Consider the following 15221-nt stretch of genomic DNA (forward strand, 5'->3'; position numbering starts at 1 on the left):
AACCCCCAAAGGAGGCTTGCGCATGAAGATTGGCGAATTGGCGAAGAAGGCCGGCTGCCAGGTCGAGACGGTCCGCTACTACGAGCGCGAGGGCCTGTTGCCGGCACCCGCGCGGAGCGAAGGCAACTATCGCCTGTACGGCAGCGAACACCTCGAGCGCCTGGTGTTCATCCGCAACTGCCGTACGCTGGACATGACGCTGGACGAGATCCAGCGCCTGCTGTCCCTGCGCGACCTGCCCCACGAGAGCTGCGCCGGCATCAACAGCCTGGTGGACGAACACATCGAGCACGTCGAAGCGCGCATCAACAGCCTGCTCGCGCTGCGCGACCAGTTGAGCGAGCTGCGTGACCGCTGCAACGGCCCGCAGGAGGCCGAGGACTGCGGCATCCTGCGCCAGCTCAACGCCAGCGGCGGCGTGCAGCCGCTGCCGGATGACGGCCACACCCACGTGGGCAAGAGCCACTCGCACTGAGCCTGTCGACCGCGAGCGATCCGCGCATATCGCGGGAACTGGGCTAGGCTTGCTCTGCACAGTGCAACACCCACGGTATGTCACCGGTTCCCAGAGGAAGATACGCATGTCTGGAAAGTTCGAACTGAAGAAGGCCAAAGACGGCCAGTTCTATTTCAATCTGCTGGCCGGCAATGGCCAGGTCATTCTCAGCAGCGAGATGTACAAGGCCAAGGACTCGGCACTCAACGGCATCGACTCGGTCAAGAAGAATGCCCAGCGCGAAGGGGCGTTCGAGACCAAGATCTCGAGTAACGACAAACACTATTTCGTGCTCAAGGCCACCAACGGCCAGGTCGTCGGGCAAAGCCAGATGTACAGCAGCGCCTCGGCCTGCAAAGGCGGCATCGAGTCCGTGCAGAACAACGCACCCGGCGCCGAGACGGACGACCAGAGCGCCTAGTCTGCCGGCTTCCTGAACAGGTAGAAGAGATTGGGCTCGCTGATCAGGTAGAGATTGCCCGCCTGGTCCGAAGCGATGCCCTCGGCCTGCGGCACGCCGTGCTGCAGGCCATGCTGGCCGCGCAGCAACGACAGGGTGCTGACCGGCTCACCTGCCGCATTCAGTTCGATCACCAGCCGCGATTCGTCGGACAGGGCCAGCAGGTGGCCGGTGGCCGAATCGAAATCCAGGCTCGACAGGTCACGGACGAACAGGCGCGCATCGCGTTTCGGGTCGGTGTTGACCTGCAACGCCAGCGGCTTGCTCTCGTCGATGTGCGGGAAACCCAGTACTTCGAAGATCCGCACCGGATCACGCTCCTTGGCCACCAGCAAACGCTGGCCCTGCGCGTCGTAGGCCAGCCCCTCGAAGCCCTTGTTGCCGTTGCGCCCGATGCCCAGTGACAGCTGCTGGAAGTCGGCGGCGTCGAGCACAGCGGTGTCATCGTCGATCCGCACCTTGACCAGACGCTGCTCGCGCTCGTCGGCGATCACGTAGGTGCCTGGCCCCACGTACTCGATGGCCTCGGGATCGCCGAACCCCTCTAGGTCGATCGTGCGCAGGAGCTCGCCCTGCAGGTTCAGCTCGATCACCCTGGCCGGCTTGTTGGTGACGCTGAACAGGCTGCTCCGGTCCGGATCGTAGGTCAGTGCCGAGACGTCGCGGATATCGGCGATGGGCCTGGCCTCGATCACCACCCGGTAGTCGCCGAGCCACAGCGACTGCTCGCGCCACTGCGCGCCATGCTGCCATTCCTGCACCGAGAACCAGGCGCGCTCGAACAGCCGGTACTGCTGGGCCAGCACGGCACCGCCCAGCAGGATGAACAGCAGCAGGTAGAGCCAGGGGTTGATGGAAAGCAGGCGGCGCATGGCGGTTTTCTCTTACGACCACGGAAAAGCCCGCCACAGCATTGCTGCGGCGGGCATGCAGAACGTCACGATCAGTTGATCAGCTCGACCCGGTCGACGTCGATCTCACGGCTGTTGAAGTCCTTGTCGACTTCACCGGTCAGGCGCACCTTGGCGGTTTCCGAGACCTTCTGGGCCGGCCAGTCTTCGTCGTCGATCTCGACCTGAATGGTGCCGGTGGCGTCCTTGAATTCATAGAGCTCGTCCTGCAGGCGCTTGACGATCTGGCCTTCCAGCACCACCTGGGTATCGTCGGCAGCCTGCAGCGCGGCGGATACGGTAGTGACCTGCGGCGTGGCGCCGGGGCCGGTGTAGCCAGTGGCGAAAGCGGCAGTGCTGAGCAGCGGCAGGACCATCAGGGCGAGAGCGGTACGTTTCATGGCGTGAACCTCGTTGTTCGTAAGTGACGGGGTCAGACTAGTGCCGCTAGCTGAAGCCAGACTGAATCGGCGCTTAAGCCAAGCTTAATCCGCCACCCCGCTCAGCCCGCCTTCGCGGTGGGCTTGCTGAATACGTAGAACAGGTTGGGTTCGGCGACGATATAGATGTTGCCTTCCTCGTCCATGGCCACGCCCTCGGCCTGCTCGATCCCGTCCTCCAGCCCGTTGAGGCCGCCATTGAGGCTGAGAAAGCTGACCGGCCTGCCGGCACGATCCACTTCCAGCAGCATGCGCGACTCGTCGGACAGCACCAGCAGATGACCGGTCCGCCCGTCGACGCTCAGCGAGGAGATGTCGCGCAGCCCGAGATGTTGCGCCGCCAGGGGCTGCAGCGCCCCGACGCTGCCGTCCTCGCCCGGGAACGGCAGGCTGAACAGGCCCAGCGGCCCACGCTCCTTGCCCAGGATCACGCTGTGGCTGCGCGAATCCCAGCCCAGCCCTTCGAAGCCCTTGTTGCCGGCATCGGCGAAGCCCAGATCGAAGCCGGCAAGACCGGCGGCATCGAGCGCCAGATCATCGTCCTTCAGGGTGAAGGTGGTGAGCTGGCGGCGACGTTCGTCGACGATGCCCATCAGGCCGTTGTCCATCACCTCGACGCCTTCCGGGTTGGCGAAGCCTTTCAGCTCGATGCGCCGCAGAATCTCGCCCTGGAGCGACAGCTCCACCAGCAGGGGATGCTTGCCCGTGACGGTGAACAGGGTCCTGGTCACCGGGTTGTAGGTCAGCCCGGAGGTCTCATCCTTGTCCAGGCCGCTCAGGGCCTTGGCCTGGATCACCGCGCGGTAGCCCGGCAGCCACACGCTGGCCAGGCGATCGACCAGGGGCGTGGAGCGCTCCTGCAGCCAGAGCCGGGCACGATCATCCCAATGCTGGGTGAGTACCAGAGCGCCTAGCGCCACGAACGCCAGGGCCGCCAGGCAAAGGCCCTGGCGGCGAATACGCGGGAAGGATGAGGACATCGGCGACTACTCGACTGCATGGGAACGATACGACGTCCACTGTCGCCAGAAGTTGCACCAGCCAGGGCGCAACCTGCTCTCGCACTGGCGAGCGGGCCGCAGCGGGACCCGGCTCGACAGTGCGTGCCGAAGCCTTATAGCACGCGGCTGGTGAAACGACTGTGACCGACCAGCTCCAGCACCAGCTCGTCCCCCTTGTTCAGCGCGCCGACACCAACCGGCGTACCGGTCAGGATCACATCGCCCGGCTGCAGGGAGAAGTGCCCGGCCATGTGCTGGATCATCGACAGAATGGGGTTGAGCATGTCACGGCTGTTGCCGTCCTGACGGGTCTCGCCGTTGATCTCCAGGCGAATGCCGATGTCGGCCAGGTCCTCAAGGGCGTCGCCCGGCACGAACGGCGCCAGCACGCAGGCACCGTCGAAGCTCTTGGCGATTTCCCAGGGGTAACCTTTCTCCTTGAGCTTGGCCTGGACGTCACGCAGGGTCAGGTCCAGTGCCGGGGCGAAACCGCTGATCGCATCGCGCACTTCCTCGGCATCCGGCTTCTTCGACAGAGGCTTGCCGATCAGCACGGCGATCTCCGCCTCATAGTGCACCGAACCACGTTCCTCGGGGATGCTGAAGCCATCGTCGAGAGGAACCACGCAGGAGCCCGGCTTGATGAACAGCAGCGGTTCGCTGGGTACCGGGTTGTTCAGCTCCCTGGCGTGCTCCGCGTAGTTGCGGCCGATGCAGACGACCTTGCCAAGGGGAAAGTGGACGGTGGTTCCGTCGACGTACTGGTGCTGATAGCTCATCACCGACTCCTGTGTGTTGTTGTTCGTGGATGCCTGGCTTGTGGCCAGAGGTCGTACATTAACCAAGCTCGGGGCGGCCTGCACGGCATACGAAAACGCCCATCGTGTGGATGGGCGTTCGGGTCAGGCGAAGATCTTGCCGGGGTTCATGATCCCGTTGGGATCGAACACCGCCTTGATCGCCTTCATGCAGGCGATTTCCGCCTCGGAACGGCTGTACTGCAGGTAATCGCGCTTGGTCATGCCGACGCCGTGCTCGGCGCTGATCGAGCCGTTGTACTTCTCGACGATCTCGAACACCCACTTGTTGACCACCGCGCACCTGGCGAAGAAGTCTTCCTTGCCCAGCGCCTCGGGCTTGAGGATGTTCAGGTGCAGGTTGCCGTCGCCGATATGGCCGTACCAGAGCACGTCGAAGTCCGGGTAGTTGGCCGAGACGATGTCGTCGATGTCCCTGAGGAACGACGGCACCTGGCCGACCGTGACGGAGATGTCGTTCTTGTACGGCGTGAAGTGGCTGATGGTCTCGGAGATGTACTCGCGCAGCTTCCACAGGTTTTCCAGCTGCTGCTGGCTCTGGCTCATCACGCCGTCGAGGACCCAGCCCTGCTCGACGCAATGCTCGAAGGTGGCCAGGGCCCCGTTGGCCACGTCCTCGTTGAGCGCCTCGAACTCCAGCAGGGCATAGAACGGCGTGCGACTCTCGAACGGCGCCGGCACGTCGCCACGGGCGAGGATCTTGTCCAGACACTTGTCGGAGAAGAACTCGAACGCGGTCAGGTCGAGCTTGCCCTGGAAGGCATGCAGCACCGGCATGATCGAGTCGAAGTCGGATGTGCCGAGGACCATCGCGGTGAGGTTCTTCGGCGCGCGCTCCAGGCGCATGGTGGCTTCGACGACGAAGCCCAGGGTGCCCTCGGCGCCGATGAACAGCTGGCGCAAGTCGTAACCGGTGGCGTTCTTGATCAGGTCACGGTTGAGTTCGAGCAGCTCGCCGCTACCGGTGACGACCTTCAGGCCGGCGACCCAGTTGCGCGTCATGCCGTAGCGAATCACCTTGATACCGCCGGCATTGGTGCCGATGTTGCCGCCAATCTGGCTGGAACCCGAGGAGGCGAAGTCCACCGGGTAGTACAGGCCCTGTTCCTCGGCGAACAGCTGCAATTGCTTGGTCACCACGCCCGGCTGGCAGACCACGGTGCGGTCGTACTCGTTGAATTCGACGATGCGGTTCATGTAGTCGAAGGACACCACCACTTCGCCATGGGCGGCCACGGCGGCGGCGGACAGGCCGGTACGGCCACCGGACGGGACCAGGGCAATCCTGTGCTGATTGGCCCAGCGCACGATGGCCTGGACCTGCTCGGTGGTCTTGGGAAACACGATGGCCGAAGGGGCTGGGGTGTACTGCTTGGTCCAGTCCTTGCCGTAGGTCTGCAGCGCGTCGGCATCGGTCAGCACCTTGCCGGACTCGACCAGCGTCTTCAGTTCTTCGATCTGGGCCGCGGTAGTCATCACGTGAACTCGCAAAGGATTCATGGTCGCCCTGAGAACCATTCAGGTCGCAACCGAGCATTGAAAATGGCGAACATGCTAGCATACGTCCCCCGTGAATCGAGCGACGCAGCGATCCGCGGGCGTTGGCTGAGCCTCTCAGCCCTTCCCTGAAAACATCCCGTGGGACAACAGGTACTCCGATGAGCAAGACCTCTCTCGACAAGAGCAAGATCAAGTTCCTTCTTCTCGAAGGCGTTCACCAGAACGCCGTGGACACGTTGAAGGCCGCCGGCTACACCAACATCGAGTACCTCAAGACGGCCCTGTCGGGTGAGGAGCTGAAAGAGAAGATCGCCGACGCCCACTTCATCGGGATCCGTTCACGCACCCAGCTGACCGCCGAGGTCTTCGACTGTGCGAAGAAACTGGTCGCCGTCGGCTGCTTCTGCATCGGCACCAACCAGGTCGACCTGGACGCGGCCCGCGAGCGCGGTATCGCCGTGTTCAACGCCCCCTATTCCAACACCCGCTCGGTCGCCGAACTGGTGCTGGCCGAGGCCATCCTGCTGCTGCGCGGCATCCCCGAGAAGAATGCCTCCTGCCATCGCGGTGGCTGGATCAAGTCGGCGGCCAACTCCTTCGAAATCCGTGGCAAGAAGCTGGGGATCGTCGGCTACGGCTCCATCGGCACCCAGCTCTCGGTCCTCGCCGAGGCACTGGGCATGCAGGTGTTCTTCTACGACACCGTGACCAAGCTGCCGCTGGGCAACGCCACGCAGATCGGCGATCTGTACGAGCTGCTGGGCCTGTGCGACATCGTCTCGCTGCACGTGCCGGAACTGCCTTCCACCCAGTGGATGATCGGCGAGAAGGAAATCCGCGCCATGAAGAAGGGCGGCATCCTGATCAACGCGGCACGCGGCACCGTGGTCGAGCTGGACCATCTGGCCAATGCCATCAAGGACGAGCACCTGATCGGCGCCGCCATCGACGTGTTCCCGGTCGAGCCCAAGTCCAACGACGAGGAGTTCGCCAGCCCGCTGCGTGGCCTGGACCGCGTGATCCTGACCCCGCACATCGGTGGTTCCACCGCCGAGGCGCAGGCCAACATCGGCCTGGAAGTCGCCGAGAAGCTGGTCAAGTACAGCGACAACGGCACCTCGGTGTCCTCGGTCAACTTCCCTGAAGTGGCCCTGCCGGCACACCCGGGCAAGCACCGCCTGCTGCACATCCACGAGAACGTCCCTGGCGTGATGAGCGAAATCAACAAGGTGTTCGCCGACAACGGCATCAACATCTCCGGCCAGTTCCTGCAGACCAACGAGAAGGTCGGCTACGTGGTGATCGACGTCGACGCCGAGTACTCCGACCTGGCGCTGGAAAAACTGCAGCACGTCAACGGCACCATCCGCAGCCGCGTACTGTTCTAAGCACGCCGCAGCCAGCAAGAAGGGAGGCCTCGGCCTCCCTTTTTCATTGCGCGCACGCCACGCCGGCCCGGGCTAGCGGGACGCCTCCAGCCGCACCAGCTCGGCCCTCGCCTCGTCCAGCTGCGTTTCATTGAATACCTTCACCCCGGCGCGCTTCAGCAAGGCCGCCGTGACGCCTTCCCCCGCCACCCGCACGCCGCTGAAGCTGCCGTCATAGTTCTCCAGGTTGCCGCACGACGGGCTCCGCGCCTTGAGCAGGGCCAGGCGGATGCCATGCTCACGCACCAGCGCCAGCGCCTGCTCGGCCCCGTCGACGAACGCGGCGGTGACATCCTCGCCCTCGACGGTCAGCACCGCCAGCTCACCGTCCAGCACCGCACCGCCTCGACCGCCACGGATTTCCGCCGGTGCGCGCGGGGTCGGCAGGCCACCCGCCACCTCCGGACACAACGCCACGACCCGCCCCTCGTCCAGCCATCGCTGCAACTGATCGAAAGGGCCATGGGCACCTCCGTCATAGCGCACGCGATGCCCGAGCAGGCAGCGACTGACCAGGATCTTCTGCATCGACTCTCTCCTTTGCTGCCACCAGAGTAACCAGCAGTAACACCCTTGTCAGCCCAGACCGAGGCGTCTGGCAAACTGCCTGCACGCCGCTGCCCACAGGACGTAAGGGCCTATCCTTCGGCGGGAAACGGCGCTCACCCATGGCGCGGCAGGCGGCGCCACACCAGACTTGCGCGGCCAACCAGGGAGGTTCCCGTTCATGTCCATCGCACTTCGTACGCTTGTCCTGCCGCTGCTGTGTCACGCGGCATTGTTTGCCCCTTTCGCCCAGGCCGACCTGCGCGCACTGGAGGACGAGAGCCTGAGCCAGATCAGCGGCCAGGCCGGCATCACCATCCGCCTCGACCTGATGGCGCGCATCGACGAAGTACGCTGGCAGGACGACGGCGGCAGCCTGTCGCTGCGCAACGTGAAGATCGACAACGGCTGCCTCACCCCTGTCGATTGCGACGGCTACATCCTCGGCCCGGCCCAGCTTGGCGCCAGCATTCCGGCCCTGGGCATCGAGGTGCCGACCCTGGAAGTGGATGTGGTCAAGGGCAGCGGCGGCCAGAGCCAGCTGCAGCTGAAGCTGCCCAACCTGACCGCGATCAACCAGCAACTCGGCCCGCTGGGCAAACTGGTGATCCGCGCCCGCGTGGCCAGCGACCTGTACATCGGCGACAACAGCATCGGCAACGTCGCCGTGCGCGACCTGCGCGACATCAACGGCACCATCAAGGTCTGGGGACACTGAACGCCCCGGCAAGCCGCTGCGCCCCGCCAGGGGACCCGCCTGGCGGCCCGTCGACTCAGAGCACGTCGGTGCTGCGGCGCCTGAACCAGCCGGTCAGCGACAGGCGTTCACGGCTGGCCGGCAGCACCTCATGGGGCATGTCACCGGACAGAAACAGCGCCAGGGTGCCGGCCTGCGGCATGACGTCATGCTCACGGCCGTCATGCAGGTACAGGCGCAGCGCGCCACCCTGCTCGACCTGCCAGTCGTCATTGAGGTAGAACGCCGCCGACACCGTGCGCCGATCGTCGTCACGGAAGCGGTCGAGATGGCGCAGGTAGAAAGCCCCCGGTTCATAACAGGCGAAGTGGCACTCGAAGTCCTCGAGCCCGAGGAACAACTCCCGGTTGAGGGTCAGGCGCAGCTCGTCCATCAGTTGCAGATACTGGTCGCACGCGGCGCTCTGCCCCGGCTCCAGCCACTGGATACGATCCCCGCGGATGCCTTCCTGCACCTGCTGGGCGTCACCACGACCGACGCTGGCAGCACTCAGCTCACCACGGCGCTCACGCTTACGGCACTCTGCGGCCAGTTCGCGGGTCAGAACCTCAGGGGCGAAAAGCTCCCGCAACGACCAGCCCTGGCTGGCGAGGTCGTCGATGAGGTTGGCAAAGCGGTGTTGCAGGTCGATGTCGTTCATGGCGGCGATTGTACAGCGCCGGATGGCCCGCCAGACATAGCTCGACAAGCCCCCGCCAGCCACCGAAAATAGCCGGCCGCAGGGCCATGCAGCCGGCCAGGATAGTTTGCCAAGGAGTTTCTCGATGCGCGTTTTGTTTGCCCTGTTGCTGATCGGCCTGGCTCTGCCGGCCCTGGCCGATGAACATCTGCGCCTGTACCAGGCCGCCGGCTGGCCGCAACAGCGTGAACACTTCAACCAGGCCCTCGATGCCGCCCAGCAACGCTACCGCAGCACCCTGCCGCCAGCGGTCTATCAGGCGCTGGTGGACAACAGCAACCGCCGCTTCGCCGCCACTGCCATCGATCAGCGCGCCCAGCATGCCCTGCGCATGGAGCTGGCCGACCCGCAACCGGCGCTGACCTTCTTCCAGGGCGAACTGGGGCGCAAGATCGTCGCCGCCGAACAACTGGCCACGCGCAGCGATCAGCTGGCCAAGTACGCCAACGGCCTGCCGCGCACCGAGGCCGACGCCACCCGCCGCCTGCTGATCCGCCACCTGGCCCAGGCACTGCCGGCCAAGGAAGCCGGAGCCGAGGTCAGCCTGGCGCTCGCCGGCGTGGCGGCCGACAGTCTCAGCCAGATGATCCCCGGCCTGCTCGGCGGCGCTCAGGCGCAAGGCCTGCTCAACGGCCAGCGGGAACGGCTGATGGGGCAGATCGAGCAGGACCTGGACAACACCCTGCTGCACGTCTATCGCGACCTGAGCGATCCCGAACTGGAGCAGTTCGTCGAGTTCGCCCAGTCGGCAGCGGGCAAGGCCTACTACCAGGCCGCCCTCAAGGCCCTGCGCGCCGGCCTTGCCGTGGGCATGAGCAGCGCCGACCTGGAGCCGGCGCCGCAGGGCATCTAGGCCAGGCGCTCGCGGAGAAAGTCGAAGTAGCGTTTCCGCAACGCCTCGCTCTCGTTGGCCAGGTGATGACGCGCTTCGGGCAGGCGCAGGATGCTCGGCTGCTGGAACTTGTCCTGCAGAATCCCGAGGTTGTAGTGCCAGTCCACCGTCATGTCCTGCTCGCCCTGCACGATCAGCGGGCTGTACTGGCTGCGCCCGGCCGCCTCGATGCGCGGCACCCACTGGGTGAGCGCGCCGACCCAGGAGGTCGGCAGGCTGCGCGGCTGCAAGGGGTCGAGGTTGTGCACGAAGTCGATGAAGGTCGCGTCGCTGGAGTTGTCGCTGAAGCGCCGCGGAATCTCGCGCACGAACGGGCTGAGCAGACGGTAGCTGAGCTTCGACCAGCCCCAGGCACGCGGCCGCACCAGCGGTGCGAGCAGAATGCTCTGGCCCAGCTCCGGCCGCTTGCCGTCGGCCAACAGGTAGTCCAGCGCAATCGCCCCACCCGTGCTCTGCCCACACAGGTGCCAGGGCTGCGGCAGGTCCAGTTCGGCGGCCTGCTCGAACAGACCGGCGAGCACCTGCTGGTACTCGGCGAAGTCGCCGATGCTGGCCCGCGCCCCGCTGGACAGGCCATGACCGGGCAGGTCGCAGGCCAGCACGGCGAAATTCATGGCCAGCGCCCAATCGATCACATGGCGATAGAGCCCCATGTGGTCGTAGTAGCCATGCAACAGCAGTACGGTCGCACGCGGCTCGGCCGGCGCCCAGAGTTGCACGGCAATCTGATAGCCGGCGGCATTGAAGCTGCCGAGCCGACTGTCCAGCCCGGCGTAGCGACCGCCCAGATCCAGGCCATAGAAGCTGCGGTAGGCCTGCAGCGCCGGCAGGTCCAGGCGCGCTGCGGCCAAGGGTCGCAGCAGGGGGCGCAGTTGTTCGGGTTGAAACGGCTCAGACATGAGGCTTTCCGTAAGTTGCAGGTTGCCAGGGGCGATCCCGTCGACATCTCCTCGAATGCTGCGATATTCAGCTGCCCGGCGCATCGTGGCAAGCTACACGCCCTTTTTTCGTCGCGATCCGCACCATGCCTCGCCTGTCACGCAAGAACCTGCTCGTCGCCCTGTTCGTCCTGGCCTGCCTGGTCGGCCTGCTGCTGGCCTATCGCTGGTTCGAGACCCGCTACCTGCGCACCTTCGACGAGCGCGCGGCGGTGTTCTCCGGCGCCGCACTGCAACTGCCCGCAGCGCTGTCCGGCCCTGGCGAGATTCGCCTGGTGCACTTCTGGGACCCGGCCTGCCCCTGCAACGTCGGCAACCAGCAGCACCTGGCCGAGCTGATCGAGCACTACGCCCCCAGAGGCGTACAGTTCCACGTGGTACAGAAGCCCGGCAGCCAGGGTCGCCTGCCCGCCGAACTGGCGGCGCTGCAACCGATCGACGAGATGCCTGGCAGCGCCGAGCTGCCCGCCAGCCCGGCGGTGGCGATCTGGGACCGCGAGGGCCAGCTGGCCTACTTCGGCCCCTACAGCGAAGGGCTGGTGTGCAACTCCAGCAACAGCTTCATCGAGCCCATACTCGAAGCCCTGGAGGCCGGGCGCAAGGTCGACGCCAGCAACACCCTGGCGGTCGGGTGCTTCTGCGAATGGGCCGAGGCAAACAAAGACTGACCCGCAGGCTGGGTTACGCCGCCACCAGAACGTCGACCGGCAAGCCAGCTTGCATCAGCGCCTCAAGCGCCCGTCATCAGCCTCGACCGCGTGGTGTGCCGCCCTGCCAGCGGCGGAAGGCCCGGTAGAACGGTGACAGTTCGGCGAAGCCGCAGGCCCGTGCGACCTCTCGCACGCTCAGGCCCTGATCCAGCAGGCGCAACGCACACAACCGCCGCACTTCATCGTGCAGCAGCCGAAAGCTGCTGCCCTGCTCGCTCAGCGCTCGCTGCAAGGCACTGCGGTTGCTGCCCAGGGCCTGCGCGCACGCCTGCAGCGTGCAGGTCGTGGCGCCGATATTGAGCTCCAGCCAGTAGCGCACCCGTGCCAGCAGCTGGTTCTCCACCAACCCGGCCAGTTGCTTCTCGGCTTCCTCGCTGAGCACCTCGAACAAGCGTGGGCTGGCGCTGCGCGACGGTCGCGCGAGCAGCGCACGGGGCAGGATCAGCGCATCGTGCACCTGCGCGAAGCGCGGTTCGACGCCGAGCAGGCGCCGATGCTCGCCCAGCCTGCGTGGCGCGCGGTGACGAAAGTCGACGCCGAGCAGCGGCAGTTCACCGCTGGCAGCGGCGAGCATCTTCATCAGCAACACCGCCAGGCATTCCATCTGCTGACGCAACGAGCCGACCTCGCGGTAGTTGAGGTCGATCACCAGGCGCACCTGCTCGCCCTCCTCCTCCAGCCGCGCGGCGAAACCACCGGAGAGGATGTGCTGGAAACGCACGAAGGCCTGCAGCCCCTGGCGCAGATCACGGGCGGCCAGGAGCAGGTAGCCGACCACGTCCATCGGCCGTGGCTGCATCATTTCCCCCAGGTGCAGGCCGATGTCGGCATCGCCGGTGATACCCTCCAGCGCCTGCCAGAAGCGCGGCGCGTTGTCGTGATCCTCACGCGCTTCCAGCAGCGGCGCGGCCAGGGCCACACCGGCATATGCCTGCCGATAGGTGTGGGTCGGATCGAGCCCAAGTGCCGTCAGGGCCTCGTAGAGCAGGCGGCGCAACGTCGACGAATGGGTCAGGGCGACGAACTCGTGGGTGACCATGCTGGCTCCTCGGCATGAATTGACCATAGACTTTCATCGCTGCAGCATCTGGTCAATGTTGTCGCCACGGCTTCTGCGCAGAATGCAGCCCGACGCATCTCCCATAACAACAAGGACCGCTCGATGAAACGCTCCCTGACCGCCCTTGCCCTGCTCGTTGCCGCCGCAGCGGGCGGCCTGACCTGGTACCTGCACGACAAGCAACCGCAGCGCGATGGCGAGCTGGTGCTCAGCGAGCTGCACGCCCCGGTCACGGTCAACTACGACGAACTGGGTGTCCCGCACATCCGTGCCGAGAACGAGGCCGACCTGTATCGCGCCCTGGGCTACGTGCACGCCCAGGACCGCCTGTTCCAGATGGAGCTGCTGCGGCGTCTGGCCCGTGGCGAACTGGCCGAAGTGCTGGGTGAGAAGCTTGTGCCTACCGACCGCCTGTTCCGCTCCCTGGAGCTGGGTCGCCACGCCGATACCTATGCCACCCGCCTGGACGCCGACAGCCCGTCCGTGCAGGCCCTGCAGAACTACCTCGATGGCATCAACCAGTACCAGGCCAGCCGCCCGCTACCGGTGGAATTCGACCTGCTGGGCATCGAGCCGCGCCCCTTCACCGTCGCCGACACCCTGAGCGTCGCCGGCTACATGGCCTACAGCTTCGCCGCTGCGCTGCGCACCGAGCCCCTGATGAGCCACGTGCGCGACAGCCTGGGCACGGATTACCTCAAGGTCTTCGATCTCGACTGGCACCCGGACGGTGTAGTCGGCAGCACCCTGAGCGCCGGCGACTGGAAGGACCTCTCCGCCCTCGCCCAGCTCAGCGACACGGTCCTGGCCGACAGCGGCCTGCCGCAGTTCGAAGGCAGCAACGCCTGGGCCGTGTCCGGCAGCCGCACCGCCAGCGGCAAACCCCTGCTGGCCGGCGATCCGCACATTCGCTTCTCGCTGCCGGCGGTGTGGTACGAGGCGCATCTGCAGGCGCCCGGCTACGAACTCTACGGTTACCACCATGCGCTGATCCCCAGTGCCATGCTCGGCCACAACCGGGACTTCGCCTGGAGCCTGACCATGTTCCAGAACGACGACCTCGACCTGATCGCCGAGCGCGTCAACCCGGACAACCCCAACCAGGTCTGGTACCAGGGCCGCTGGGTCGACCTGGAGCAGCGCACGGAAACCATCCAGGTCAAGAATGCTGCGCCCGTGCAGCTCACCCTGCGCCGCTCGCCGCACGGACCGATCATCAACGATGCCCTGGGCCAGACCAGCGGCAGCACGCCAATCGCCATGTGGTGGGCCTTCCTGGAGACCGACAACCCGATCCTCGACGCCTTCTACCAGTTGAACCGTGCCAATACCCTGGACAAGGCCCGCGCCGCCGCCGAGAAGATCGAAGCGCCCGGCCTCAACGTGGTCTGGGCCAATGCCGCCGGTGACATCGGCTGGTGGGCGGCCGCCAAGCTGCCGCTGCGCCCGGCCGGGGTCAACCCGACCTTCATTCTCGACGGTGCCAGCGCCGAGGCGGACAAGCTCGACTACCACCCCTTCAGCGCCAACCCGCAGGAAGAGAACCCGGCACGCGGCTATATCGTCTCGGCCAACTACCAGCCGGTGCCGGCCAGCGGCATCGAGATTCCCGGGTACTACAACCTGCCCGACCGCGGCCAGCGCCTCAATCAGCGGCTGAGCGACGCCTCGGTGAAGTGGGACCTGCACAACAGCCAGGCCCTGCAACTCGATACCGGCACCGACTACCCCATGCGCGTGCTGACGCCGATCCTCGACGAGCTGCGCGCCGCCGCCCAGGGCGAGCAGGAGCAGGCCATGGTGCAGGCCCTCGCCGACTGGAACGGCGAGCATCCGCTGGACTCGGTGAGCGCCACCCTGTTCAACCAGCTGCTCTATCAGCTGGCTCACGAGGCCATGGCCGATGAGCTGGGCGACGCCTTCTTCGACAGCCTGCTGCAAAGCCGCGTGCTCGACGTCGCCCTGCCGCGCCTGACCGCCGATGCGACGTCGCCCTGGTGGCATCGCCAGGGTGGCAGCGGCGAGGAAACCCGTGCGCAGATCGTCGCCGACGCCTGGCGCGCCAGCCTGGCACACCTGCGCGAGCAGTTCGGTGATGATCCTGCCGCCTGGCAATGGGGACGCGCCCATACCCTGACCCACACGCACCCGCTGGGCCAGCAGCAGCCACTGGCCTGGCTGCTGAATGCCGGCCCGTATGCCGCCCCGGGCAGCCACGAGGTGCCGAACAACCTCTCGCACAAGATCGGTCCGGCCCCCTGGCAAGTGGTCTACGGCCCCTCGACCCGCCGTCTGGTCGACCTGGCCGATGCCAGCACGGCACTCGGCAGCAACCCCGTGGGCCAGAGCGGCGTGCCGTTCGACCCGCACTACGCCGACCAGGCCGCCGGCCATGTACTGGGCGTCTACCGGCCGCAGCACCTGAGCGAAGCGGACATGACGGCCAACAGCCAGGGCACGCTCAGGCTGCTGCCCCGCTGAGCACCGCCCGGCCTGCGCCTGCTGCGTCGCAACGACCAGCCTCCCCCGCGCAGCCGGGCCTGCCTGCCCCACTCACAGCGTGGTGCGCCACCGGTGCATCACGCTGCACGCTGGTGCACAGCACCC

16 protein-coding genes are annotated in these 15221 nt (G+C 66.0%); 7 read left to right on the forward strand and 9 right to left on the reverse strand.

Annotation, left to right across the window (positions count from 1 at the left end; genetic code table 11):
* Window positions 1–22 precede the first annotated feature (22 nt).
* Entirely contained in the window at window positions 23–475 is a 453-nt protein-coding gene (cadR, locus tag JLK41_RS23200) for a Cd(II)/Pb(II)-responsive transcriptional regulator (protein WP_037055241.1), read from the forward strand.
* A gap of 106 nt (window positions 476–581) precedes the next feature.
* Entirely contained in the window at window positions 582–917 is a 336-nt protein-coding gene (locus JLK41_RS23205) for a YegP family protein (RefSeq protein WP_037055242.1), read from the forward strand.
* Here JLK41_RS23205 and JLK41_RS23210 read toward each other — a convergent pair.
* From JLK41_RS23210 to JLK41_RS23230, 5 genes are all read right to left on the reverse strand, one after another.
* Window positions 914–1828: an SdiA-regulated domain-containing protein gene (locus JLK41_RS23210; protein WP_210389939.1), complete on the reverse strand. Its 915-nt coding sequence runs from the start codon at window positions 1826–1828 to the stop codon at window positions 914–916. The two genes, JLK41_RS23205 and JLK41_RS23210, sit on opposite strands and share 4 nt — an antisense overlap.
* Window positions 1829–1899: 71 nt before the next feature.
* Window positions 1900–2247, reverse strand: a complete 348-nt coding sequence (locus JLK41_RS23215) for a NirD/YgiW/YdeI family stress tolerance protein (RefSeq protein WP_047584788.1) — start codon at window positions 2245–2247, stop codon at window positions 1900–1902.
* A 101-nt stretch (window positions 2248–2348) separates the two neighbouring features.
* Window positions 2349–3266, reverse strand: a complete 918-nt coding sequence (locus tag JLK41_RS23220) for an SdiA-regulated domain-containing protein (RefSeq protein ID WP_047584787.1) — start codon at window positions 3264–3266, stop codon at window positions 2349–2351.
* 134 nt (window positions 3267–3400) lie between these two features.
* A complete protein-coding gene (locus JLK41_RS23225; RefSeq protein ID WP_210389940.1) occupies window positions 3401–4066 on the reverse strand; it encodes a fumarylacetoacetate hydrolase family protein in 666 nt (221 codons plus the stop codon).
* Window positions 4067–4189: 123 nt separating this feature from the next.
* Complete coding sequence (locus tag JLK41_RS23230) at window positions 4190–5581, reverse strand: FAD-binding oxidoreductase (protein ID WP_210389941.1); 1392 nt, start codon at window positions 5579–5581, stop codon at window positions 4190–4192.
* A 182-nt stretch (window positions 5582–5763) separates the two neighbouring features.
* On the opposite strand from JLK41_RS23230, the gene serA reads away from it, so the two are divergent.
* Window positions 5764–6993, forward strand: a complete 1230-nt coding sequence (gene serA / locus JLK41_RS23235) for a phosphoglycerate dehydrogenase (RefSeq protein WP_037055255.1) — start codon at window positions 5764–5766, stop codon at window positions 6991–6993.
* A 72-nt stretch (window positions 6994–7065) separates the two neighbouring features.
* Here the strand turns inward: serA and JLK41_RS23240 are convergent, their stop codons facing one another.
* Window positions 7066–7560, reverse strand: coding sequence for a 2-thiouracil desulfurase family protein (locus tag JLK41_RS23240; RefSeq protein WP_134676380.1), 495 nt, complete (start codon window positions 7558–7560; stop codon window positions 7066–7068).
* A gap of 199 nt (window positions 7561–7759) precedes the next feature.
* Here JLK41_RS23240 and JLK41_RS23245 point away from each other — a divergent pair, with 199 nt between their 5' ends.
* A complete protein-coding gene (locus JLK41_RS23245) occupies window positions 7760–8296 on the forward strand; it encodes a DUF6160 family protein (protein WP_037055262.1) in 537 nt (178 codons plus the stop codon).
* Between the two features lie 55 nt (window positions 8297–8351).
* On the opposite strand, the gene JLK41_RS23250 is transcribed toward JLK41_RS23245, so the two are convergent.
* Entirely contained in the window at window positions 8352–8975 is a 624-nt protein-coding gene (locus JLK41_RS23250; protein ID WP_037055264.1) for a 2OG-Fe(II) oxygenase, read from the reverse strand.
* Window positions 8976–9099: 124 nt separating this feature from the next.
* Here JLK41_RS23250 and JLK41_RS23255 point away from each other — a divergent pair, with 124 nt between their 5' ends.
* The gene (locus JLK41_RS23255; RefSeq protein ID WP_134676378.1) at window positions 9100–9867 is read left to right on the forward strand and encodes a hypothetical protein; all 768 of its coding nucleotides are present in this window, start codon (window positions 9100–9102) and stop codon (window positions 9865–9867) included.
* Here the strand turns inward: JLK41_RS23255 and bipL are convergent.
* Window positions 9864–10805 (reverse strand): phospholipase BipL, encoded by a 942-nt coding sequence (gene bipL / locus JLK41_RS23260; protein ID WP_210389942.1) that lies wholly within the window; start codon window positions 10803–10805, stop codon window positions 9864–9866. The two genes, JLK41_RS23255 and bipL, sit on opposite strands and share 4 nt — an antisense overlap.
* A 125-nt stretch (window positions 10806–10930) precedes the next feature.
* Between bipL and JLK41_RS23265 the strand changes: the two genes are divergently transcribed.
* Window positions 10931–11512, forward strand: coding sequence for a DUF6436 domain-containing protein (locus JLK41_RS23265; RefSeq protein ID WP_210389943.1), 582 nt, complete (start codon window positions 10931–10933; stop codon window positions 11510–11512).
* A gap of 76 nt (window positions 11513–11588) precedes the next feature.
* On the opposite strand, the gene JLK41_RS23270 is transcribed toward JLK41_RS23265, so the two are convergent.
* On the reverse strand, window positions 11589–12593 hold the full coding sequence (locus JLK41_RS23270) for an AraC family transcriptional regulator (RefSeq protein WP_037055271.1): 1005 nt from the start codon (window positions 12591–12593) through the stop codon (window positions 11589–11591).
* Between the two features lie 123 nt (window positions 12594–12716).
* On the opposite strand from JLK41_RS23270, the gene JLK41_RS23275 reads away from it, so the two are divergent.
* A complete protein-coding gene (locus tag JLK41_RS23275; RefSeq protein ID WP_210389944.1) occupies window positions 12717–15095 on the forward strand; it encodes a penicillin acylase family protein in 2379 nt (792 codons plus the stop codon).
* Window positions 15096–15221: the final 126 nt, after the last annotated feature.

Source organism: Ectopseudomonas khazarica, assembly GCF_017915135.1.
Taxonomy (GTDB): Bacteria; Pseudomonadota; Gammaproteobacteria; order Pseudomonadales; family Pseudomonadaceae; genus Aquipseudomonas; species Aquipseudomonas khazarica.